The 20,494-nt window shown below is 72.7% G+C and carries 35 protein-coding genes and 2 pseudogenes; 17 read left to right on the top strand and 20 right to left on the bottom strand.

Translation table 11 applies throughout. From position 1 onward, the window contains the following. Positions 1-17: 17 nt before the first annotated feature. The 14 genes from BM242_RS30880 to BM242_RS17865 all read right to left on the bottom strand — a co-directional run bounded on the left by BM242_RS30880 (position 18) and on the right by BM242_RS17865 (position 6,600). Entirely contained in the window at positions 18-503 is a 486-nt protein-coding gene (locus tag BM242_RS30880; protein ID WP_093839882.1) for a hypothetical protein, read from the bottom strand. Next, a complete protein-coding gene (locus tag BM242_RS30875) occupies positions 500-628 on the bottom strand; it encodes a hypothetical protein (RefSeq protein WP_281254696.1) in 129 nt (42 codons plus the stop codon). Before BM242_RS30875 ends, BM242_RS30880 begins: the two co-directional genes overlap by 4 nt. Next, positions 625-1,035 carry a hypothetical protein gene (locus tag BM242_RS17920; protein ID WP_093839881.1) on the bottom strand — a complete coding sequence of 137 codons (411 nt, stop codon included), beginning with the start codon at positions 1,033-1,035 and terminating at the stop codon, positions 625-627. The genes BM242_RS30875 and BM242_RS17920 overlap by 4 nt, the downstream gene beginning before the upstream one ends. Continuing rightward, complete coding sequence (locus BM242_RS17915) at positions 1,032-1,643, bottom strand: hypothetical protein (RefSeq protein ID WP_093839880.1); 612 nt, start codon at positions 1,641-1,643, stop codon at positions 1,032-1,034. Before BM242_RS17915 ends, BM242_RS17920 begins: the two co-directional genes overlap by 4 nt. A gap of 105 nt (positions 1,644-1,748) precedes the next feature. Further along, complete coding sequence (locus BM242_RS29495; protein WP_093839879.1) at positions 1,749-2,021, bottom strand: hypothetical protein; 273 nt, start codon at positions 2,019-2,021, stop codon at positions 1,749-1,751. Next, a complete protein-coding gene (locus BM242_RS29490; protein ID WP_093839878.1) occupies positions 2,018-2,416 on the bottom strand; it encodes a hypothetical protein in 399 nt (132 codons plus the stop codon). The genes BM242_RS29495 and BM242_RS29490 overlap by 4 nt, the downstream gene beginning before the upstream one ends. After that, positions 2,413-2,802 carry a hypothetical protein gene (locus tag BM242_RS17900; RefSeq protein ID WP_139238355.1) on the bottom strand — a complete coding sequence of 130 codons (390 nt, stop codon included), beginning with the start codon at positions 2,800-2,802 and terminating at the stop codon, positions 2,413-2,415. The genes BM242_RS29490 and BM242_RS17900 overlap by 4 nt, the downstream gene beginning before the upstream one ends. Continuing rightward, positions 2,802-3,767, bottom strand: coding sequence for an AAA family ATPase (locus BM242_RS17895; RefSeq protein ID WP_093839876.1), 966 nt, complete (start codon positions 3,765-3,767; stop codon positions 2,802-2,804). The genes BM242_RS17900 and BM242_RS17895 overlap by 1 nt, the downstream gene beginning before the upstream one ends. After that, on the bottom strand, positions 3,764-4,645 hold the full coding sequence (locus BM242_RS17890) for a PD-(D/E)XK nuclease-like domain-containing protein (RefSeq protein WP_093839875.1): 882 nt from the start codon (positions 4,643-4,645) through the stop codon (positions 3,764-3,766). Before BM242_RS17890 ends, BM242_RS17895 begins: the two co-directional genes overlap by 4 nt. Beyond that, on the bottom strand, positions 4,642-4,890 hold the full coding sequence (locus BM242_RS17885) for a hypothetical protein (RefSeq protein ID WP_093839874.1): 249 nt from the start codon (positions 4,888-4,890) through the stop codon (positions 4,642-4,644). Before BM242_RS17885 ends, BM242_RS17890 begins: the two co-directional genes overlap by 4 nt. Beyond that, positions 4,887-5,381, bottom strand: coding sequence for a hypothetical protein (locus BM242_RS17880; protein WP_093839873.1), 495 nt, complete (start codon positions 5,379-5,381; stop codon positions 4,887-4,889). Before BM242_RS17880 ends, BM242_RS17885 begins: the two co-directional genes overlap by 4 nt. Before the next feature lie 142 nt (positions 5,382-5,523). Then, positions 5,524-5,958 carry a hypothetical protein gene (locus BM242_RS17875; protein WP_139238354.1) on the bottom strand — a complete coding sequence of 145 codons (435 nt, stop codon included), beginning with the start codon at positions 5,956-5,958 and terminating at the stop codon, positions 5,524-5,526. Between the two features lie 88 nt (positions 5,959-6,046). Next, positions 6,047-6,310: a hypothetical protein gene (locus tag BM242_RS17870; RefSeq protein ID WP_093839871.1), complete on the bottom strand. Its 264-nt coding sequence runs from the start codon at positions 6,308-6,310 to the stop codon at positions 6,047-6,049. Further along, positions 6,307-6,600 carry a helix-turn-helix domain-containing protein gene (locus tag BM242_RS17865; RefSeq protein WP_245834251.1) on the bottom strand — a complete coding sequence of 98 codons (294 nt, stop codon included), beginning with the start codon at positions 6,598-6,600 and terminating at the stop codon, positions 6,307-6,309. Before BM242_RS17865 ends, BM242_RS17870 begins: the two co-directional genes overlap by 4 nt. Positions 6,601-6,871: 271 nt before the next feature. Here BM242_RS17865 and BM242_RS17860 point away from each other — a divergent pair, with 271 nt between their 5' ends. From BM242_RS17860 to BM242_RS17850, 3 genes are all read left to right on the top strand, one after another. Then, positions 6,872-7,309, top strand: a complete 438-nt coding sequence (locus BM242_RS17860; protein WP_217652524.1) for a helix-turn-helix domain-containing protein — start codon at positions 6,872-6,874, stop codon at positions 7,307-7,309. A gap of 151 nt (positions 7,310-7,460) precedes the next feature. Next, positions 7,461-7,679, top strand: a complete 219-nt coding sequence (locus BM242_RS17855; protein ID WP_093839868.1) for a hypothetical protein — start codon at positions 7,461-7,463, stop codon at positions 7,677-7,679. Position 7,680: 1 nt separating this feature from the next. Continuing rightward, positions 7,681-9,252 carry a site-specific integrase gene (locus tag BM242_RS17850; RefSeq protein WP_093839867.1) on the top strand — a complete coding sequence of 524 codons (1,572 nt, stop codon included), beginning with the start codon at positions 7,681-7,683 and terminating at the stop codon, positions 9,250-9,252. A 369-nt stretch (positions 9,253-9,621) separates the two neighbouring features. Here BM242_RS17850 and BM242_RS17845 read toward each other — a convergent pair whose 3' ends face one another. After that, on the bottom strand, positions 9,622-9,828 hold the full coding sequence (locus BM242_RS17845) for a hypothetical protein (RefSeq protein ID WP_093839866.1): 207 nt from the start codon (positions 9,826-9,828) through the stop codon (positions 9,622-9,624). A 170-nt stretch (positions 9,829-9,998) separates the two neighbouring features. On the opposite strand from BM242_RS17845, the gene BM242_RS29485 reads away from it, so the two are divergent. From BM242_RS29485 to BM242_RS28940, 12 genes and pseudogenes are all read left to right on the top strand, one after another. Further along, positions 9,999-10,265 carry a hypothetical protein gene (locus tag BM242_RS29485; RefSeq protein WP_175541470.1) on the top strand — a complete coding sequence of 89 codons (267 nt, stop codon included), beginning with the start codon at positions 9,999-10,001 and terminating at the stop codon, positions 10,263-10,265. After that, positions 10,262-10,609 (top strand): hypothetical protein, encoded by a 348-nt coding sequence (locus BM242_RS17835; protein WP_093839864.1) that lies wholly within the window; start codon positions 10,262-10,264, stop codon positions 10,607-10,609. Before BM242_RS29485 ends, BM242_RS17835 begins: the two co-directional genes overlap by 4 nt. Next, the gene (locus BM242_RS17830; protein WP_245834249.1) at positions 10,606-11,340 is read left to right on the top strand and encodes a hypothetical protein; all 735 of its coding nucleotides are present in this window, start codon (positions 10,606-10,608) and stop codon (positions 11,338-11,340) included. Before BM242_RS17835 ends, BM242_RS17830 begins: the two co-directional genes overlap by 4 nt. 86 nt (positions 11,341-11,426) lie before the next feature. Beyond that, positions 11,427-11,573, top strand: coding sequence for a hypothetical protein (locus tag BM242_RS29480; RefSeq protein WP_175541469.1), 147 nt, complete (start codon positions 11,427-11,429; stop codon positions 11,571-11,573). Between the two features lie 12 nt (positions 11,574-11,585). Beyond that, positions 11,586-12,086: a hypothetical protein gene (locus BM242_RS17825; protein ID WP_093839863.1), complete on the top strand. Its 501-nt coding sequence runs from the start codon at positions 11,586-11,588 to the stop codon at positions 12,084-12,086. After that, the gene (locus tag BM242_RS17820) at positions 12,083-12,721 is read left to right on the top strand and encodes a hypothetical protein (RefSeq protein ID WP_093839862.1); all 639 of its coding nucleotides are present in this window, start codon (positions 12,083-12,085) and stop codon (positions 12,719-12,721) included. The genes BM242_RS17825 and BM242_RS17820 overlap by 4 nt, the downstream gene beginning before the upstream one ends. Before the next feature lie 234 nt (positions 12,722-12,955). Further along, positions 12,956-13,132: pseudogene (locus BM242_RS31200) on the top strand (helix-turn-helix transcriptional regulator); the annotation flags it as partial. Positions 13,133-13,150: 18 nt separating this feature from the next. Beyond that, positions 13,151-14,119 carry a transcriptional regulator gene (locus BM242_RS17815; protein ID WP_245834247.1) on the top strand — a complete coding sequence of 323 codons (969 nt, stop codon included), beginning with the start codon at positions 13,151-13,153 and terminating at the stop codon, positions 14,117-14,119. Between the two features lie 285 nt (positions 14,120-14,404). Then, on the top strand, positions 14,405-14,665 hold the full coding sequence (locus BM242_RS17810) for a hypothetical protein (RefSeq protein ID WP_093839860.1): 261 nt from the start codon (positions 14,405-14,407) through the stop codon (positions 14,663-14,665). Then, on the top strand, positions 14,662-14,901 hold the full coding sequence (locus tag BM242_RS17805) for a hypothetical protein (protein ID WP_093839859.1): 240 nt from the start codon (positions 14,662-14,664) through the stop codon (positions 14,899-14,901). The genes BM242_RS17810 and BM242_RS17805 overlap by 4 nt, the downstream gene beginning before the upstream one ends. 152 nt (positions 14,902-15,053) lie before the next feature. Further along, the gene (locus BM242_RS17800; protein ID WP_245834245.1) at positions 15,054-15,560 is read left to right on the top strand and encodes a glycine-rich domain-containing protein; all 507 of its coding nucleotides are present in this window, start codon (positions 15,054-15,056) and stop codon (positions 15,558-15,560) included. 17 nt (positions 15,561-15,577) lie between these two features. Beyond that, positions 15,578-15,775, top strand: coding sequence for a hypothetical protein (locus BM242_RS28940; RefSeq protein WP_139238353.1), 198 nt, complete (start codon positions 15,578-15,580; stop codon positions 15,773-15,775). Positions 15,776-15,880: 105 nt separating this feature from the next. Here BM242_RS28940 and BM242_RS17795 read toward each other — a convergent pair whose 3' ends face one another. From BM242_RS17795 to BM242_RS17780, 5 genes are all read right to left on the bottom strand, one after another. Then, positions 15,881-16,186 carry a hypothetical protein gene (locus BM242_RS17795; RefSeq protein ID WP_093839858.1) on the bottom strand — a complete coding sequence of 102 codons (306 nt, stop codon included), beginning with the start codon at positions 16,184-16,186 and terminating at the stop codon, positions 15,881-15,883. Continuing rightward, a complete protein-coding gene (locus BM242_RS30870) occupies positions 16,183-16,308 on the bottom strand; it encodes a hypothetical protein (protein WP_281254695.1) in 126 nt (41 codons plus the stop codon). Before BM242_RS30870 ends, BM242_RS17795 begins: the two co-directional genes overlap by 4 nt. A gap of 13 nt (positions 16,309-16,321) precedes the next feature. Then, entirely contained in the window at positions 16,322-16,822 is a 501-nt protein-coding gene (locus tag BM242_RS30360) for a hypothetical protein (RefSeq protein WP_245834243.1), read from the bottom strand. Positions 16,823-16,956: 134 nt separating this feature from the next. Further along, positions 16,957-18,501 (bottom strand): site-specific integrase, encoded by a 1,545-nt coding sequence (locus tag BM242_RS17785; protein ID WP_093839857.1) that lies wholly within the window; start codon positions 18,499-18,501, stop codon positions 16,957-16,959. Beyond that, a complete protein-coding gene (locus BM242_RS17780; RefSeq protein ID WP_093839856.1) occupies positions 18,498-19,199 on the bottom strand; it encodes a helix-turn-helix domain-containing protein in 702 nt (233 codons plus the stop codon). The genes BM242_RS17785 and BM242_RS17780 overlap by 4 nt, the downstream gene beginning before the upstream one ends. 92 nt (positions 19,200-19,291) lie before the next feature. Here BM242_RS17780 and BM242_RS17775 point away from each other — a divergent pair, with 92 nt between their 5' ends. Both BM242_RS17775 and BM242_RS17770 read left to right on the top strand, forming a co-directional pair. Further along, positions 19,292-19,522, top strand: a complete 231-nt coding sequence (locus BM242_RS17775) for a hypothetical protein (protein ID WP_175541468.1) — start codon at positions 19,292-19,294, stop codon at positions 19,520-19,522. Between the two features lie 236 nt (positions 19,523-19,758). Next, positions 19,759-20,494, top strand: a pseudogene (locus BM242_RS17770) (DUF3631 domain-containing protein); the annotation flags it as partial.

The raw sequence follows: 20,494 nt of genomic DNA, 5'->3' as shown, positions 1-20,494 counted from the left end.
CATCAGGGGGTGAACGGTCAGGCGCCGGGCGGACAGAGCGCTTCCCAGTGCCAGGTCATGGCGGGGTTGCGCCGGTCGCCGTGCTCCGGGCAGTCCGCGTCCGGGATCAGGCCCCGGCACGCCGTGATGCGCTCGCAGGTGCACGCCTCGCCCGGGGCGCCGTAGGGGACGGCGTGCCGGATCTCGCGCGGCTCGGCGCGGCCGGTCCGCATCAGCCGCCCCACCGCCGCGGCAAGCTGCACCGGCGTGTCGCCGGGCAGCAGCTGCGGGTGCGGGACGTGCCCGCGGGACGCGGCCAGGCCCCAGTCCGCTCCGGCCGCGGACCAGCCGATGACCAGGTAGCGGTCGGTGTCGGCCGCGCCGAGGGCGCCCCGGGCGGTGTCGCCGAGGTGGACGGCGATGGCGGACTCGTGGGCGTCGGCGAGGCCCCAGCCGCCGGCCTCGATGTGGTCGGCGAGGGCCCGCACCCAGGGCTCGGGCATCTCGTCGGCGAAGGTGGTCACGATGTGCTCCTCAGCAGGTGGGTGGGTGGGTGGGTGGGTGGTTGGTGGGGTGCCGGGCCGGGGGCGGTCACGGCCCGGCACCCGGTCAGATGCGGCAGCAGCAGGAAGAGAAGGACGGCGCTCACCGGGCGGCCCTCCGGCGTGCCCGCTCGTACCGCTCCCGGGCGGCGATGAACGCCGCCTCGGTGCCGCCCCGGTCCGGGTGCGCCGCGGCCATCTCCGCGCGCAGCGCGGCCAGATCCGGGCGCCGGCCGTGGTCCGGCAGGGTCGGCCGGTCCCGGTACACCCGGATGTCCGGCTCCCACCAGCCCGCCGACCGGCGCCACACCTCCCCGGCCTCCTCGATCGCCTGCCGGTCGACGTAGCCGATCTGCTCCCCGGGGCCGGGGCGGCGGTAGTAGATACGGCGCGCGGTCCGCCGGACGACGGGCATCTCCAGCACCCGGGCGGGGCGGTGAAAGCGGCTGTCGTCGCCGTCCCACCCCTCCGCCTCGATCGCGTACAGGTACTCGACGACGGCCGGGGCGCTCACCGGGCGGCCCTCCGGCGCCGAGACACGGTCAGCCCGTTACGGTGGCAGATCGCCCACGCCGTATGCAGGGCGCAGCCGACCCGCTCGGCAATGAGCCAGTACGGGTGGCCATAGGCGCGCAGCCGGAGCACGGCAGCTTCCCGCTCCGCAGGCGTCAGCCGGATGCCACGGGCGTCGCCGCCAGCGGCGCGCTCGACAGCGATCTCGTCCACGTCGTGGTCGCCCCGGTTGCAGGTCCGGCAGTAGCGTCGACCGTCCCGGGTCGGGATCACGTCGTGGCCCTCGTGGCGGTCCGTGAACTGCCGCTCCCGGTACGCCCGCTCGGCGTCGCCCCGGCAGGCCCGGCAGTACCGCACCCCGGCCGGGGTGAAGCGGAGGTTCGCCGAGCCGAGCACGTGGCCGTGGCGGCAGCGTGCGGGGATGAACAGGTCCGCAGCCGCGCGGGGCTTGGGTGGCGTCGCCCCGGGCGCGGGCGGCCCGCTGGCCGGACGGCCGTGGTAGACCCAGCGGGTGTAGCAGGCCACGCAGTACCCGCGCCCGCGGTGGGCCGCGGTCTGCCCGCAGCAGGCACAGGTGATGACGCGGCGCCGGGCGCGGTCCGCGCTCACCGCTCTGCCCTCCGGAGGGCGTCCTCCACGCGGCACCAGTCGCACGCGCCCGGGCACCGGACGTGCGGGCAGCCGGACGGCGGCGGGGGCGGTGCGGGCGTCGGCTCAGCCACGGCCCTCACCCCCCTTGCGGAACGCCTCAGCGACCGCCTCGGCGATGGCCTCCCGTTCACGCGCGGTGAGAAGGGGCCTGCTGGGGACGGCCCCGTCCAGGGCATCCCGCACGGCCGCGTCGAGAGTCGCGCCGGGCCGGTCCGGCTCCGGGACCGCCCGGTGACGGCCCGTGGCGCGCAGCCGCACCGTCCACGCGACCAGACACACCGTGCCCACCACCACCAGCAGGACCACGACCTCCGGGCTCCACGCCTCCGGCCTCACGGGGCACTCACCCCCTCCGGCAGCGCCGTCAGCATCCGCACGCCCGTGTACGGCTCCCGCGGCATCAGCACGCCCTGCCCCGGCGGGTCCGGGGTCGGGCGCGGCTCCGGGTCCTCGTCGTCCTCGTGCCGGAACTCGATGCAGGTGTACTGCCGGGCCATGGAGTAGCGGCCCTCCGCGTCCCGCGGCCCGTCGAGCCACTGCACCGGCCGCCGGTCCATCAGCGAGATCAGGATCAGCGGGCAGCCCCGGGTGTCGTCCCCGAGCCGGGCCGGGCGGTCGTGGACGCAGACGGCGCAGTTCGCGCTGATCCAGTCCTCAGCCTCGGTGCCGTTGCAGAACGCGGGCTCCTCGCGGGCCTCGTCGTACAGCCGCTCGTAGTCGTCAGGGCTCACGACGCACCCCGCTTCGCGGCCTCGTCGCTCTTGGCCTGCCACCCATACTCAGTGGCCGCGTGACCCAGCCACGCAGCTCCGGCCGCATCCAGCGCCGCATCGTCCCGGCCGACGGCGTCCGCCAACTGCTTCTCCAGCGTCTCGATCCGCCGGTCCCGCACCGCCAGCTCGGACTCCAGCTCGCGCACCCGCCGCTCGGCGGCGTCCGGCCGCCGTGCCTCGTCCACCGCCACGCTGGCGGCGGACTCCTGCTGCCGGTGCACCACCGTGGGCGCGTCCCCTGCTGCCGCAGCCTCCGCGCGCGCGTCCCGGGCCGCAGCCCACCCGCGCGACGCCTCCTCCCATGCCTCCGCCAGCCGAGACCGGCGCACCCACGGCCACTGCATCACCGCTCACCGACCTTCAGGGCGCTGCCGCGGGCCTTGACGTACTCGCCAAGGCTGGTCGGCTCGTCCGTGTCCGGGTGCAGCATCGGCGTCGCCAGCAGGCCGCGCGCCTCCACCTCCCGGTACAGCTCCAGCAGCCCGGCATAGGAGGCGTCCTCCGCGGTCGCCCGGTCGACGTAGGCCGCCGGGTCGGCCGCCGGTGCCCCGTCGTCCAGCCACGCCAGCAGCTCCTTCGCCACCGCCGTGCCGTCCGGGGTCTCGACAACCCGCCGGTGCAGGGCCGGGCAGCGGGACTTGATGACCGTCAGCCGGTTCTCCACGTCCATCGACGCCACCAGGTCGAACTCGTACTCCACACCGCGGCGCTGCTCCGGCCGGGTGCCCTTGCGCACCGGCTCCAGCACCCCGCGCTCGTTCTTCTCCAGCGACCACTCGGTGTAGGAGCGCATCGTGGTGACCACGTGCCCGGGGTAGGTCAGCAGGGCGTCGACCATGTCGTTCTGCATCGGGGTGCCGTCCTTCCACCCCGCGAAGCTGTTGCCGCCGTACTTCCGCTTGGCCTTCTCAACCTGGTCGAGGGTGCCGTCCGTGCCCTTCCAGAAGTGGGACAGGGAGTCGACCATCACCACCGGGTATCCCGCCTTGGCGGCGGCGGCCAGCGCCTTGACCAGGTCGCGCGGGTCGTAGCGGTGCATCTGCAAGGCGTCGAAGGTGATGCCGTTGATGCCGACGTACTTCGCTGCGGCGCCCCGCTCGGTGTCGATGACGGCGAACCGGCCGCCGGCGGCCAGGCCGTGACAGACGGCCAGCCCGGTCCAGGTCTTGCCCGACCCGGAGACGCCCATCAGCGCCACGCGGGCCTTGGTCTGTTCCTTCGTGGCGGCCTGGAAGGTGAAGGTGCCGCCGTCGAACTCGCTGCTGTCGGCCGCCTGCTGGGCGGCACGCTTGGGGGGAGGCAGGGTCACAGGTACTCCTCGGCGTCGCGGAACGCCGCCCACGGCGGCAGGGACAGGAAGTGGGTGTCGGGGCCCCAGTCGGGCCAGATGCCGGTGCGCTGGCACTCGGCGAAGATGTGGCGGGCGCGCCGGTTCCGGGCGGCGCCGAGCTGGAGCGTCTCCAGGTCCAGCCGCGCCACCGTCACCACGTAGGGCGGCGTCTTCTCCTGAAACACGAACTCGAACACCGCGTCCACGCCCAGCACCGCGCGGATGCCGTCGAGGTAGAACGCGGCCTGCTGGTGGTAGCCGCACCGGTAGACCGCCTCCGCGATCGCCCTCGGCGACGCGCTGACCGTGGTCTTGTAGTCCGTGAGCGTCAGCCGGCCGCCGCCCACCGGAGGCAGCCAGTCCACCCGGGAGCGGCACCACACCCCGGTCTCGCCGTCCTGCCAGATGAACGTCTGCTCCGGTTCCCCGCCCGGCGCGAACAGCTCCGCTGCCCGGGGGTGCGCCTGGAGCGCGTCGGCCATGGCGAGCAGCCGGTCGTACTCGGCGGCCAGCAGCGGCACCGCGCCCTCGGCGCGGGCGGCGTCGCGCTGCTGCTGGGCCTGCTTGGTGCGCCAGTCCTTGGCGTCGACGCGGACGATGTCCGGGCCGATGCCAAGGATGGCGGTGTGGGCGGCGGTGCCGAACTCCATGGCCCGCGTGCCGGTGCTGCCGTGGGCCCGGTCGTGCGCGAACTTCGCCGGGCACTCCGCCAGCAACTGGCGCGCTCCGCTGGAGGACAGGGAGCCGCCCGGGACCGGGTCAGCGTGGTACTGCTCGGCGGGGATGTCGTACTGGCCGGGCTGGACCGGCCCGGCGGCCGGGGCCGTGGTGGCCCCGGCCGGCGCGGTGTCCGTCATCGTGTGCCTCCTCGGCGGTGGTGGCCCGGGCCGGCCGGGCGGTGGACGGGGTGGGCGAGCCGGAACACGGCGGCCTCGAACAGCAGCAGGCCGACGGCGGTGCGCACGGCCCGGGACACCCCGGCGGCGGCCCGGCCGCAGGCGGCCTTGATGCGGTCCGTCTGCGGGATCAGCAGCGCCTCGGCGGCCAGCACGACGGCCGCCCCGCCCCCGGCCAGCAGCGGGACCAGCCCTTCGCGGATCACGGCCGCACCTCCGGCGCCTCGCACACGATCCGCCACGCGGTCTCCACCCAGTCGCCGCCCTCGATGACGTGTTCCAGCACCTCAGTGCGGCCGTCGACCTGCCGCCACCGCACGGACGCGCCCGGCGCGACACCGGCCTTGGCCAGCAGGTACTCGCCATCGGCGCGCGCCTCCGCCCGGGTGCGGCGGCAGACCACGAGGTGTTCGTTCTGCTCCAGGCGCCAGACCGCGGCGTCGCCGTCCGGCCGGTGCGGGGGGCGCAGCGCGGACAACTCCCGCTGCTGCTCCTCCACCGTCCGGCGCGCGGCGGCGAGCTGGTCCCGCAGGTCCTGCACCGCCTCCGCGCGGATCCGCTCCGCCTCCTCCGGGTCGATCAGGAACCCGGCCAGCTCCGCCAGCTCCAGCGCGCCGTGCGCCACCCGGAGCGTCCGGTGGGCCTGCCAGTCGGGCCCGTACAGCCGGGCCGCCACCCGCTCGCTCAGCTCACTCACCGGGACACCTCCTGTCCCCGCTGCTGCGTGCTGGCCACGAGCTGGCGGGCGCGGGCCCGCTTCGTCTTCTTCCGGCGCGTCCCCGCCGAAGACCGGCGCGCCCGGCCCTCCGGATTCCGCCCGACCACGTCCCACGACGGCATCACCGGGACACCCCCGCCCCGGCGTCGCCGGCCGCCTCCCGCGCGTCCAGCTCCGCCAGCCGCGCCAGCAGCGCCTCACGCTCGCTCGGCAGCGGCACCCAGCCGGACACCCGCACCGGGATGTCACCCAGCCGCCCCGCCACCTCGTGCAGCCGCACGGCGCCGGACACGGTGCCCGTGTCCCGGACCTCGCCACCGCCCAGCGCGGCGGCGATCCGCTCCAGCAGCTCCACAGACACCGGGTCATGCAAGGTCACCTCCACGCAGATCCCGGCGACCGGCCGATAGCCGATCGACCAGGCCGCCCGGTCCGGGTCCTGCACCTCCGGGATGCCGGCCGTCATGTCCAGCGCGCAGCCCAGCACGCCGAGCAGGCCCTGCATGTCCGGCGCCGGGCGGTCCCCCGGCGGAGTCTTCTGGGTAAGCTCAGCCATCTGGCCTTACCTCTCTCTCTTCCTGGTTGGTGGAGTGGGGTGGGGTCACCCCGGGCCCGCCCTCGCACGGCGGGCCCATCTGCATGTGTCAGGCGGCGTCGGCCGCGTCCGGCTCGGCTGCGGCCTTGATGGCGGCCAGCGAGTCCAGCCCCAGATCCGCGACCAGGTCGGCGGTGCGCACGCGCAGGGTCCGCTCGCCGACCCGGTGCACCGGCACGGGCAGGCCGTCCGTGCGGGCGAGGTAGTACGTCTGCCAGCGGGAGATGCCGTAGATCCGGCCGACGGTCGGCCAGACCTCGACCATCGCGGGCAGCGCCAGCAGCTCGCCGACGGTCATCTCCGGCCGGTTCACGCCGGGACCTCGCTCGGCGCCGAGGCGATCCGCGCATCCCCCGTGACCCGGCCGACCGGCTGCCAGACGACGAGGAGATCCACGCCGATCGCCTCGGCGATCGCATGCGCCCGGTCAGCGCTGACCGTCTCCTGTCGCTGGTGCAGGAGGCCGTCGATCGTGCTCTTCTGCACGCCGGCCGCGTCGGCGAGCTGCCGGACGCTCATGGGGCCGCCGGTGGCGGTGCGCTCCATCAGCATCCGCAGCCGGTCCGGGCTGACCAGCCGGTATCTGGGTGTGGGTGTGCTCACGGGAACCTCGGCATCCGGTTGAAGCGATGAGTCATCCGAAAATCCGGACAGTAGAAGCATGGCAAATCCCGGACGCTCTGTCCAGAAGTTCGGATGGATCCCATGGGGGAGTTATGCCGGTCGCCCCCCGTGCGCCCGTGCGCCCTTGTTAGGCCGTCCTAATTCCTGGACACTCTGTCCAGCGCATGCAAAGGCGGATGCGCGCGACCTGCGGGGACGCACCCCATCTCACCCCCGCCCCATGGACACCCCACGCCCACGGAGTGGCAGGATGAACCTCATGACCGACCGGGACGGCACGCCGGCCGCGCGCACAGACCGCCGGGATCTCTCCGATCTCGTGCGCGCACGACGACGCGCCCTTGGTCTATCCCTCGCCAAGCTGGAAGAGCTGGCGATCGACCCCAAGACTGGCCGCCGGGTCAAGTCGAGCTGGGTGCACGACCTGGAGCACGGCCGCACCCCTCCGCCAGAGCTGTGGCGGCTGCGCGGACTGAGCGTTGCGCTGGAACTCGACATGGAGGAGCTGCGGACGGCTACGGCCGCACAGTTCTACGGGGTGACCTCTCTATGGGAGCCGCAACAGCGAGTACGCATCATCGTCCCGGACCTGGAGCGGCTGGACGACGAAGCGCTAGAGCAAGTCCTGCGGCTCGCGCGACTGTTGGCACCGAGACCGCGCGAGGGCGACGAAAGCGACGAGGGCTGACAGAGCGCACGGAGCGTAAGGTTCGGACAAACCTCTTGTGTGACACGTGTCACAGCGGCAATATGTCTGATCCGCCTGGGGGGGCGCCTCAACAGCACACCCGTGCTGCGGCTCACCCTGCACAGCCGCAGCGCGCCCGAGGGAGGCAGGCGTGTCGACAAAGAGCAGCTACAGAGCCACGTGCCGGTTCACTTTCCGCAGCGACCTCCCGCCAGGGGTTCTCGTCGTTGCTATCACCACCGATGACGGCCTCGTCCTCGCCGTGCGACCCGATCACATGACCGAAGCCCTGGCCGACGCCCTCAACCGTATTGCGGACCTCCAGACCGGCCCCGAAGGCCACTGGAGCATGCGAGAGGAGATCAACTGAAATGCCCGGATCACGCCGCGGCGGCGGCGTCAACAGGCGATGCGAGTGCCGCGGCCCGGACGGAAAACGCCTCGGCACGAAGTGCCCGAAGCTGTCCCGCCGGGGTCACGCGCGGTTCGAGATACACCAGGAACTCCCGGAGGACGCCGAGGGAAAGCGCCGCCGGTGGCGGCGCACCGGCTACGCCACGAAGGACGACGCCGAGACGGACCTCGGCAAGGTCCGGGCGCTCCTGGAGCTCGTCAAGAAAGACGACGACGCCACCCGGCGCCGGGTCGGCGACCTCCTCATGGGCCTGATGCCGGCCCGGGACCCGATACCCACGCCGGAGGAGGTGCGGGCACGCCTGGGCGGCGCGGCCCTGGACAGCCATTGGACCGTCGCCGAGCTGCTGGACGCCTTCGTGGCGGCCAAGCGGCGCGCCGACCGGCGGCGCACCACGCTCCGCGGCTACGAAGGCCACATCCGCCTGCACCTGAAACCGGCCCTCGGCGACTACCGCGCGGACCGGCTGTCCGTCGCGGCCTGCCAGAAGCTGTTCGACGACATCGACGACCACAACGAGATTATCCAGGCGGAGAACGAGGAGCGCAGGGCGCAGGAGGAGCGGGCCCGGTGGGGGAAGCCGGGCCGGCCGCCGGACAAGGAGCGCAAGCGGCTGGCGGAGGAGCGGGCGAAGCTGGCGGAGATGCCGCCGTACCGGAAGACCACCGGGCCCGGCACGAAGCAGGCGATTCTGCGCACCCTGCGGGCAGCGCTCAACTGGGGCGTGGCCAGGCAGCAGGAGACCGGCATGACGCATAACCCCGCGCGGCATGTCGAGCTGGCTACGCACCGGCGCCCGAAGGGGCTGCTGTGGACCGACGAGCGGGTGGCCCACTGGCGGGAGACGGGCGAGGTGCCCAGCCCGGTCATGGTCTGGACGCCCCAGCAGCTCGGCGCCTACCTCGACGCCGCCCAGGAGGAGCGGCTGTACCTGGGGCTGCACGTCATGGCCTACCACGGGCCACGCCGCGGAGAAATGTGCGGCCAGGCATGGGCGGACGTCCACCTGTCCCGGCGCCGGATCGCGGTCACGACGGCGCGCACCGTGGACGGCTGGGAGCCCTACGACGACGACCCCAAGACGGAGGACAGCCGGGCGGAGATCGCGATCGACGCGGGCACCGTGGCCGCCTACCGGGAGCACCGCAAGCGGCAGCTGGCGGAGCAGGAGGAGACGCCGGGCTGGACGGACTCCGGCAAGGTGCTCACACGGCCGGACGGACAGCCGATCCACCCGGAGGAGCTGAGCGACGCGCATCGGCGGGTGACGCGGCGGGCCGGGCTGCCGCCGATCAGCCTGCGGGATCTGCGGCACGGGGCGGCGTCCTTGGTCAAGGCCGGCGGCGGGGACATCCATGACGCGCAGAAGAAGCTCCGGCACAGCAGCGTCACCCTGACCGCCGACACCTATACGGAGTTGTTCGCCGAGTACGAGGAGGAGCTGACCGAGAGGGCCGCGGCGGTGGTGCCGCGGTCCGGGACGTCGCCGCCGGGCCAGCCGCCGGCAGCGCCGGAAGAGGCTGCCTGATCTACACTGGAGTGCAGCCGGAGGGCCCCATCACCGCAGGTGGTGGGGCCCTTTTGCTCGGCCAATGCTCGGCCGAACGCCCCCACACTCACCCACACTGAGCCATACGCGTCCGGGTACCGTGGTGACGGCACGTACCGGCTCATGCGCCGTGACCAGCTTGTTCCACCTGCCCCCACACTCACCCACACTGAGCAATACGCACCCTTCTCGGGGTGGTGAGGACTTTTAATCCGTTGGTTGTGGGTTCGAGTCCCACACGGCCTACCGCTAAGCCCCAGCTCAGTGAATCTGAGCCGGGGCTTTCGTGGTCCCTGAGGGGTGTCGAAGATCGTTAGCTCACTCGATGCTCACTCGAAGTGCAAACGATCATGATTCGGGACTCTCCCCCGCGCCGGGTGCCGGCGGCCGGGGCGGAAGCTCGTCCGTCTCGCGCGTGAGCCACCGCAGGAACGCGTTCAGATGGCTGTTCATGTCCGAGCCCACGGCCGCCGCCGCCTCCTTGGCTCGCTCGTACAGCTCGGGCGAGTCGGGGCGGTAGGTCCGCGCCTGCTTCCTGTGGACTCCGTGGGGCATGCGGCCATCTTCGCATGGTGGATTGCCACCGTCTAGGCAGCGCGCTACTGTGGTGGAGTGCCACCCGGCGCCACCTCACGGCGCCGGACGCGCGACGGCCCCGGCTCGGTGACCTCACCACCGGCCGGGGCCTGACCGAACCTCCCTGATCACAGCAAGGAGAGACGGCTATGGCTGATCTTGCCATGCCCGAGCGCTGCTCGGCAGCGCACGAGAGTGACCCCACCCCGTGCCTGGGCGTCCCGGACGCCGTGACGGTGGTGGACGCCGGAGGCACCGAGGTGGACGGGTGCGTGCCGCACGCCGCCCGGCTGTTCGCCGAGCTGTGCGACGTCCGGCTGACCACCGGGCCCGGGGGCCGGGACCAGGACGCCACGGCCGCGCTGCGGGCCGCCCTGGAGCTGCCGCCCTCCGTCTGGGTCGGTGAGGGCCGATGAGCGAGCGCGACCCGCTGGCCGGCCTGCTGGCCGCCGAGGTGGAGCTGTTCCGCATCGGCACCCTCGCCCGGCGCCTGATCGCCGAACACCCCGACATGCCCGTCTACGCGATGGGGCCCTTCCGGGACGCCGTCCGCAATTGCACCGTGCTGGACATCCACGCCGCCGACGACGACAACGTGCACGCCTGGGCGGCGCTCCTCGGCGCCGCGGTGGAGGAGTCCGTCACCGACGGCCGGCTGCCGTACCGGAGCCTGACCGCCGAGACGGAAGTGGACGGCGTGCCCGTCTGCATCCACCACGGCAGCTACCTGTTCGACCAGCAGGCCGGGGAGGAGCGGTGAAGGGCCGTGACTGGCTGGGCTGGGCCGCTCTCGGTGCGGCGATCGTGGTGACGGCGTCGGCGGAGTACCAGCTCGCCCGTGCGTGCGGGTTCGGTCCCATCGTGGCGGCCGGGGTGCCGGCGGCGCTGGACATCTACGCCGTCCGCGCGCTGCGCGCCCACCGGGATGTGTTCGCGGTGGTGCTGGCGATGATCGGCGTGAACGCGGCGGCGCACCTGGTGGCGGCCGGGCTGATCCCGGTCACCTGGCACCTGGTGACTGCCGTCTCGGCGATCGCTCCGCTGGTGCTGTGGCGGGTCCACGCCCTGCGGGAGGTTCCGGCCGGAACCGGCGGGCGGCCGGTGTCGGAACCGGCGGAACCCGTGGCGGTTCCGGTGGTTCCGCCCGGTGCGCGGCTGCTGCCGGTGGTGCCCCCGGCCGGGGCTCCGGCGGTGCGGCTGGAGCGCGCCCAGGCGCCGGTGCTGGGCGAGTTCTCGCCCCTGCCGGAACTGCCTCCGGCCTTCGGCGGAACCGCCCTCGGCCAGGCCGTTTCCCGCCCGCCGGTTCCGGCCGGAACCGGTGCGGAACCACGTCCGGAACCGGCGGAACCGCGTCCGGAACCACGTCCGGAACCGGCGGAACCGCGCCGGGTTCCGGGGCCGCCGATATCGAGTCCGAGCCGAGCGAGAACACCCGCTTCCGCGCCCACGTCGAGCGCGCCCGGAACTGGCTCGCCGAGGAGCCGGAACTGACCGGAACCGCCATCGGTGCGCGCCTGGGCGCCTCGGACTCCTACGGCCGGCGGGTCCGTCGCGCCGTGCTCGCCGGGCGGTAGCCCGTGTGGCCCGCCATCGGGTGGGCGCTGACCGCAGCGGCCGGGCTGCTGGGCCTGGCCGCCGTGGAGCGCACCGCCGTCGCCCCCGTCCTCGCCACGACCGTCTTCATCCTGCTCTGCGCCGCCGGTATCGCGGCCGTACTCCCTTAAGGCAGCACCCTCATGGACTTCACCACCCGCGCCGTCGGCCTCGGCGGCGTCACCATCGGACTGTGCATCCTGGCCTGGACCCTGACGGCCTGGTGGATGCGCGACAAGCACAAGCCCGCCGCGATCGCCCCCTACCTGCTGTCCGCCTGCTACGGCATCCTGATCGTGCTGTCCACCGGCGGCCTGCTCGGCGCCGTCGCCGGAGTCGCCCTGTGGGGCGGCAACACCGCCGGGGCGGCGGCCCTTGAGTACGGCGTCGGGGGCACCGCGCCGGACGTCACCCGCTCCTCCCCGCTCACCCTCACCCCCGGCGGCCACGTCCTGGTCCTCCTCGCCACGGTCGTGCTGGCCGGCATCTGGAAGTTCTCGGGGAAGCTGCGCGGGCGGCGCGTCCCGGCCGGCATCATCACCGGCATCTGCCTGGGGCTGTCCGGCGGGATCGCCGGATGGGCCGCGGTGGTGCTGGCCCCGGCCGTGAACATCCCCGGCGACCTGATCGCGGGCCTGCTGTGACCGCCTGGCACCGCCGGGCCGCGGACCGGCTGGCGGACGGGCACGCCGAGCTGTGGGCCGCCCTGGGGGACTGGGCCGCGCCCGGGCGGCTGCCCGGCCACCGGGTACCGCCCGGCCTGGTCCGCTCACCCGCCGTGCTGGGCCTGGCGTGGGCAGCGCTGGCCACCGCGCACTACGCCCCCGCCCTGATGTGGCCGGCCACCACCCTGTACGCGGCGGCGTGCTGGCGCGCCGGAGCCTGGCCGCAGGACGACGGCCAGGAGCGCGCCGAGACCGTGCCCTGCGCCGCCCGCCGGCGGGTGCTGCTGCGGTGGCTGCTCGCCGAGATCGGCCAGGCCAACGGCATCCACCTGAGACCGCTGTACGCGCGGCTGCGTGATCGGCCCGCCCTCGCGCACCTGTCGGACCCCGAGCTGCGCGCCGCCCTGGCGCACTACGGCGTGCCTGTGGAGCGGTCCCTGACGGTGGCCGGTGTGGCGGGCCGGTCCGGCGTCCGACGGGCGGCCGTCGAGCAGCTGCTCAACGCCTCCCCTCCCCCGGGCGAGAGTTGCCCCTCCCAGGCCACCGAGAGCGGCCCTGACCAGCGGAGTTCTCGGGCCGAGAGTGGCGAGCGAGAGGGGTTGAAGAGCGCATGAACCGCCGCTTCACCGCCGTCCGCCGGGCCTGGGAGACGTTCTACTGCCAGGTGTGCGGCTGGTGGTACCCCGAACGCCACCGCCACGGCTGAAACGCCTATACCGCCTATACCGGACGCAGCGCAACGGCCCCTGCGGGTGATCCCGCGGGGGCCGTTCGCTACCCGCCGGCCGTACTCCGGCGGTACCGTCCGAAGTGCGAGCCACGAACGGTCAGACGAGAGGCATTGAACCATGCCCGGCAACACCTTTGGAGAGCGTCTGCGCAATGCGCGAGTCATCGCCGGCCTGACGCAAACGGAACTGGCGAGGGCAGCCGGGGTTTCCGTGGCGACCGTCCGGAAGCTGGAGCAAGGAGCCCACAGCACCGCCAGGCTGGAGACCGCGCACCGACTTGCCCGAGCGCTCCGCATCCCCACCACCCGGCTGATGACCCAGGGCCCAGAGCACGGCGCCGACCTGGACACGACACAGATGTGGCAGCCCACGATCCGGGCACTGACCCGCCCCGAGGACCCGGTGGACGAACCCCCCTCGGTCGCCGGAGTTCGGCAGGCACTCCGGGCGGCCGTACTGCACTCGCGGCATGCCGAATACGCCGAGCTGGCCGCCGCCCTCCCGCCGCTCATCCGTGACGCCCAGACGCTGGCCGGCCTGGAGCCAGAGGGGCAGGCGGTGCACACCCGGCTGATGCAGCTCGTCGGCAGTGTGCTCGTGCAGCACCGGCAATTCGACATCGCCGAAACCGTCGTGGAATCCACCCTGGACGCTGCCCAGTCGCACACCCAGGCCGCCACCATCGTCAAGAACCAGTGCTGGCTGCACCTCCGCCGCGGGCAGCTCGCCGAGGCCCGAGAACTCGCGGTCCGCTGGGCCGATGAGATCGAGCCGCGACGTATCACGCGGGCCACCCCGGAGGAGTTGGCCGCCTGGGGCTGGATGCTCATGTACGTCGCCGCTGCGGCGGCCCGCGACAACCGCCGCGGCGAAGTCCGTACCGCCCTTCGGTGGGCTCGGGTGGCTGCCGAGGCCATGGAAGGGCACCCGGAGGACCCCGAGTTGACGTTCAGCGTCATCAACGTGCAGTACAAGGCCGCCGAGTGCGCAGCTGTCCGAGAACGGCCGGAGCAGGTGCTGTCCATCGCCGAGGGCATCCCCCGGGATGCCAAGAACGGCAACTCGGGTCGGCGTCACCTGCTGGACGTCGCCAGCGCCCAGGCGCAGCTTCGGCAGCGGGACGAGGCGGTGGGAACCCTGTGGGAAATCTGGGAGCAGGCGCCTGAGTGGCTGTCCCAGCAGCGGTATGCCACGGACATCATGGCCGAGGTGGTGGCCAGGCGGCGCAGACTGACGCCTCAGATGCAGGCGCTGGCCCGGGCGGTCAGGCTTCGGGCCTGAGCCGCGAACAGGCGTTGTAGCACTTCGGCGTGAGGTCTGGTCAGACTGCTATCGGCTGGCCATTGAGACGTGGCTCGCGCCGCCCATACGGTCGGTGGAGACGGACCGTACACGTCCCATCACTGGAGCGTCCCCATGTCTCCCCGATCTCTTCCCGGCCGGTCACCCGGCCAGGCCGCCCGGCGCGCACTCCTCGCGGATGCTGCCGCCGGTGACGGCCCCGAGGGCCACGACCCCGCCCGTCCCGTGGTTCCCGGCCGCCGGATGTGCGCGCACTGCAAGGAGATGACCGACACCCCGATCGCGGTCGGCAGCGTGCATCAGAACAGCGGGCCGGGCTGGACCGTCTACACCTGCCCCGAGGACGCGGCCCGGTACCTGGACCGGGCCGGGCTGTGGGCCGCGCTGATGGACCACACCCTGCGCTGCGACCCCTGCCGCGGCACCACCGACGGACCCGGCTGCCCCGTCGCCCGCGTGCTGTTCGACGCACACCGGGGCGCCACGGAGTCCGTCAGCCCCGGGCCCGGGCCGGCCGCGTCATGAGCACCGCGGCCCGGGTCCGCACGTCGCTGCGCCCGCCGGGCGCCGACATGCAGCAGACCGGCCCCTGCATGCTGTGGTGCGGCCGGACGGCCGCCGCCCTGCACTGGCTCGGCCCGCTGATGCTGCCCCAGGGCACCGCCGCTCTGCTGGTCTGCGCCGAGTGCGCCGAACGGCTGGCGCGCGCAGGCGAGCAGCAGCTCGCCGAGCGCGACCGCGACGCGGCCATCCCCCGATAGACCGGGCCGTCCGCCCGCTGCACTGGGGCGCGGGCGGGCGGCCCTTCAGCTCCCGTGCCAAGTCCGGCACGGGCACCGTGCCGCCCCGGCGCTCTCCCTGCCAGGAACAGGCGCCGGGGCGGTGCATCACCACATCTCACGAGGAGGATGCAGTGAGCACACCTACCGTAGACCGGGCCGACCCCCGGGCACTCATCACCGCCGAGGAGTTCGCGGCCGTCGTCGGCACCGTGCTGCGCGCCAACCCGGGCCTGGACCAGGAGACCGCCGAGCGGATCGTGGCCGAGGCCCTGAAGTTCGTGGCCACCTCGGCGGTGACCGAGCACACCATGGCCCCTTCCCGGGTGGTCGATGAGGGCTGGCACGCCCTGATCCTGCACACCCGCACCTACGCCCAGCTGTGCGCGGACCTCGGCCGGCATGTGCACCATGTCCCGCAGCCCGGTGACGCCTCGGGCCCGACGGACATCCTGGAGCGCACCCGCGCCGCCATGGAGGCCGCCGGCTACCCGCCGGACCCGGAGCTGTGGCGCCCGTCCACGGACACCACCATCACGGTGTCCGCAGACTGCCAGCACCTCCCGCCGAAATGCGAGGACCACCCGTGCGAGACCCCGCAGTGTGACTCCAGCTCGAACGGGTCCGGACCGGGCCACTAGGCCCGTAGGCTGCGAGCATGAGCACCAGCCCAGGGCCTGAGCAGCGGTCGGCCGCCGCCGCTGAGATGCGCGCCCGACTGCACCAGGTGAAGAAGAAGCGGCGGAAGCCCCAGCCGGGCCGCGGCTGGTGCCCCGGCGGCGGCGTCACCGTCATGGCCACCAAGGACGGCCCGGTGTCCATCCCGTGCCTGTGCTGCGGTGGCGGCGCCGACTGAGCCCGGGCACACGAAAAGCGCCCCCCTGCTCTCCCGAAGGAGGACAGGGGGGCGTTCGGGGTTGGACCCCGCCGGCTGACCCCCGGAGGTGCCACTGTAGGGCGTTCAGGCGCCCAGCACAGCCTGTACGACGTAGGTCCCGACGCCGCCGAACACGGTCCCCGCGCCGGCAGCCCATCCGACGCGTATCCACTGGCCCCGCTTCAGCTCCTCCATCTCCTGGCGGATCGCGCCGGTCTCCTCCTCCATTTCGCGCCGGAGGTCACGAACATCCCGCTCGGTGCGATCCGACCGGGACACGAGTACCGCGCACAGCGTCTTGACCTCCCCCACGGCCTCGCGGAGGACATCGAGGACGTCATGGACTCGGCCCAGCTCCTGCGCGATCCTGCCCTCCCCGGCCTCGGTCACCGCCGGTCCAGGTAGCCGCGCAGCCGGGACGCGCGGGGTACCGCGGTCTCGGTCAGGCCCGGGCCGTCCGGTCCGGCGCCGGAGGCGGCCACGGCGGTCAGCACTGTGGCGAGCGCGGCCACGCCGGCGGCGGAGTCAGCCGGCCAGATCGAACTGCCGGAGCCAGTCCGGGTTGCCGTCGCCGACCGTGGCCACCAGGGCGCCGCTCAGCAGCAGCATGTACAGCACGAAGGTCAACGGGTTCTCGCCGTAGTGCTCCATGCCCTCGTTGAGGGTGACCGGAGGCGCGTCGGGGTGCCCGATGAGCCCGGCGGCGTACACGAGGTCGTCCTGCGCGACCCTGAGCGTGTCCGAGACCCACTGGACGGCCTCCCGGGCCTGCTCCTCGGTGATCTGTTCGCGGGCCGCGACGAGCCAGTGGATGAGGGTGCTGAAGACCATCAGGGGGTCGGAGGGGCCTTCTTCGTCGAGGAAGGACGCCCCTGGTCCCTGTTCCGGGTTCTGGAGCCAGGTGGCTATATCGGCCCGCAGGCGTTTGGCCGTTCGGACACGGGAGATCTCGGAGAGATCCGGGGCGCTGACGGCGGTGCTCCGCCCAGCGCGGGCATTGCGGCGGCGTTGACTGTTTCGTCCCACGCACCGAGGGTGTCACGGCGGGATGGCGCAGGGTGCGGGAACCGGGCAAGTGGTGCTTCTCGGTGGCGGACGGCTTGGTGCCGACCCCGGTGGGGGGAGCGCCCGGCTTCCCGGACGCTCCCCCCACCGAGGGTTTACGCCGACTGGCTTTCTTCGTCGTCCGTTTCGTCTGCGGGTGGCCGGGAGCGGGGGATCAGACGGGCTGCGGCTTCGGCGGCGTTCCGGTCGACCTCGGGGAGCAGGCTGGTGTAAGTGTCCGAGGTCAGGGTGATCGTGGAGTGCCGGAGCGTCTCCTTGATCGTGTGCAGGTCACCGCCGCCGGCGTGGGTGAGTGTCGCGGAGACGTGCCGGAGGTCGCGCAGGGTGATGGGTGGCAGGTCGGTGCCCGCGAGGATGCGGCGGAAGGTGTCCGAGACCATCTCCGGGTGGAGCCAGGAGCCGTCTTCTCGCGTGAACACCTTGCCGGTGTCCTGCCAGGCCGGCCCCCACTCCTCCTTCTCCCTGAGCTGGCGCCTGCGGTGTTCGCGGAGCACGGCGACATTCAGGCTGTCGAGGGCGATGGTGCTGGCGCTGCCGTCCGTTTTGGGGGCGGATTCGTAGGGGTCCCAGCCGTCGACGACGATCTCCTTGGATGGCGTGATCAGTCCCGCGTCCAGGTCGACATCGGTCCAGTCCTGGCCCACTGCTTCGCCGCGCCGCAGGCCACGTGTGCCGGAGAGGTGGAAGAACGCGTACAGGCGGTCGTCCTGGGCCGCGTCGAGGAAGGCACCGAACTGCTCCGGTGTCCAGACCATCACGGCTGAGGGTTTCTCGCCGGTGATACGCCAGCGAGCCACCCGCTGCTCGGTCCACAGCAAGGGCTTGGGGCGCTTGCCGGACTCCAGCTCGACGTGGGCCGCCGGGTTGAAGGTGATGAGCTGTCGGCTGATCGCCGCGTTGAGCGCTGCCCGCAGGGTGCGTCGGATGGCCTGGCGGGTGGCGGGGCCGGTTGTCCGGCGGAACGGGGGCATCGTGGCGAGCTTGGCCCGTTCGGCCGCGAGCCGCGCGCGCTCCGTCGCCACGGGACGTCCCGGCTTGCTGGGCTTGCACCTCGCGATCTGTTCCCGGCGGGCGAGGTTCTCGGCCGCGATCACCTCGTTGGCGTCGGCTATGGCGTCGAACATTCGCACGAGGTGGCCGACGTTGAGTCGGTCGAGGCGTATGTTGCCGAGTTGCGGCTTGAGGTGGACACGGACGTGGGAGGCGTAGCCGTTGGTGGTCGTCCTGCGGGTCTTCTTGGACGCCAGCCACTGGTCCAGCCACTCGCCCACCGTGTGCCGGCCCGTGAGGTCCAGGCCGGCCCGTAGACGCCGACGTGTCTCCTCGACATCCGGCAAAGGCGCCTTCTTCTCCGCGACTTCCTCCAGCAGCGCCACGAGCCGGGCAATGTCCTCGGGATCCTCGGGGTCCGGGAGATTGAGAAGGGCCCGGAGGTGGTTGAGGTCGGCCTGGGCCGCCTTGAGCGTCTCGTACCCGGCGCGGCTGAAGGACCGGCGGGTGCCGTCCTCGCGGGGAGGCAGCTCCTGGCGGATGGAGTAGTAGCCGTGCTTGCGGCTGGCGAGTTTGGGGCACTTCTTGCCGAGCGGCTTCCCGGTCCTGGGATCGCGGCAGTAGCAGCGGCGGTGGGTGGAGCCCTTCAAAGGCGGTCCTCCAGGCTGGTTTCAGGGGTGAAGGGGTCGACGGTGAGGGGGTCGACGTCGGCGAGGGCTGCCGGCAGGGGTGGTGGGGTTCCGCCGTCCTCGCGGATGAAGGCGCGGAGGCGACGGAGCCGGTACTTGGCGAGGGTGGCCCGTTCCGCGTACTGCGCCTGGGCGCGCAGCGCTTCTTCGCGCTGGACCGGGTTGCTCGCGGTCTCGGCCCGCCACTGCTCGCGTTCCGCGTTCTCCAACGCGGCGAGGGCGATGCGCTGGTGGTCGATGTGGTCCCGGAACCAGCGCAGCATCTCGTCCTCCGTGTGCACCTCGCGCGTGGCGTCCCCGGTGAACCACTGCATGGCCTCCCAGGTCGGCTCCGGATAGAGGAACGGCAGGCGCTGGACCTCCTCGACATACCCGACCGGGTAGAGCAGGCAGATCGGATACGTGTGCAGCGCTCTCGCCAGGACCATGAGCTCGACCAGGGGGATGGACGCCCGCCTGCCCGACTCCATGTTGGCGATCACGTTGCGCGGGATGGGATATCCGATCTCGTCGCACGCGTTGGCCAGGTCCTGAGCACTCATGCCCAGTTCCTTCCTGCGCCGCCGCACCTCGCGGGCCACCGTGGCGTGGACCTGGTCCGCCCACTCCGGAACATCGTCTTCGTCATCACTTCCATCGTCCAAGCGTGACTGTGTCATGAAGACACAGTAGCTCTATTCACAGTAGTTACGACGCCTGGAGACGGACGTGAGGGCCACGTTCGCCGAGGGCTCAGTTGTGAGGAGCACGTATGACCGACAGGTCTGGCACACGCTGGACACGGGGCATGGGCCGCGAGGAGTTGCTGGCGCTGCCTGCCACCGTTGACCTGGAGACCGGCAACCGGGCTCTCGGGCTGGGGCGGAGCAAGGGATACGAGCTGGCCAAGCGGGGCCAGTATCCCTGCAAGGTCCTGCGCCTGGGCAACACCTATCGCGTGATCACGGCCGACCTGCTCGCCCTGCTGGGGCTGGCCGCGTAACCGGCAGACCGGTGCTCAGGATTCTGCGCTGAGCTGACACAGATTCGCTGGACTGTGGCGAGCGCCGACCGTACTGTCCCTGGTCCGCCGCCCGCACTCCGGCGACGCGGTCGAGAAGAAGAGGCGGGCCTCCGGCGGCGCAACGCCGGAGGCCCGGCAAACCCCTGCATGGCCCGAAACCCACGAAGCAAGCGGCACGGGTGCGCAAACCCTGCCGCCAGACAAGGAGCTGCCCTGTGCAACCTACGCCTCCTGGCGTCCCGCATACCAGCGACATACACCCAGCCCCTTCCCCCGCCCCGGCAGACGCCGGACCTGTGACGAACGCCGCCGAAGGCGCTCCGGAAGAGGCGGACCAGCTCGGCGGTCAGGCGCCGGACGGAGGCGTTGCCGCCGCCGATGGGGCGCGGGTGCTGGATGATCTGGCCGCGCTGGTGCGGCGGTATGTGGTGCTGCCCAGCGCTGAGGCGCTGTCGGCGGTGACGCTGTGGGTGGCCGCCACCCATCTGCAGCCGGCGTGGCAGCACGCGCCGCGTCTGGCGGTGGTCGGCCCGCTCAAGCGGTGCGGGAAGTCCCGCCTGCTGGAAGTGCTGATCGAGACGGTGCACGACCCGCTGATCACCGTCAACGCCAGCCCCGCGGCCATCTTCCGCTCCATCGACGCCAAGAACCCGCCCACCCTCCTGGTGGATGAAGTCGACACCCTCTTCGGCTCCCCGCGTGCGGCCGAGCGCAACGAGGAACTGCGCGGCCTGCTCAACGCCGGACACCAGCGCAACCGGCCCGCCCTGCGGGTCGTCGGCAACGAGCACACCCCGGTGAAGTTCGCCACCTTCGCCATGGCGGCACTGGCCGGGATCGGCGACCTGCCCGACACGATCATGGACCGCTCCATCGTCATCCGCATGCGCCGCCGTGCCCAGGGCGAGAGTGTGGAGTCCTTCCGCTTCGCCACCGACGCCCCCCTGCTGC

Origin of the sequence: Streptomyces aidingensis, assembly GCF_900112355.1 — a bacterium.
In the GTDB taxonomy this organism is placed as follows: domain Bacteria; phylum Actinomycetota; class Actinomycetes; order Streptomycetales; family Streptomycetaceae; genus Streptomyces; species Streptomyces aidingensis.
This window is presented reverse-complemented; position numbering and strand designations above follow the sequence as displayed.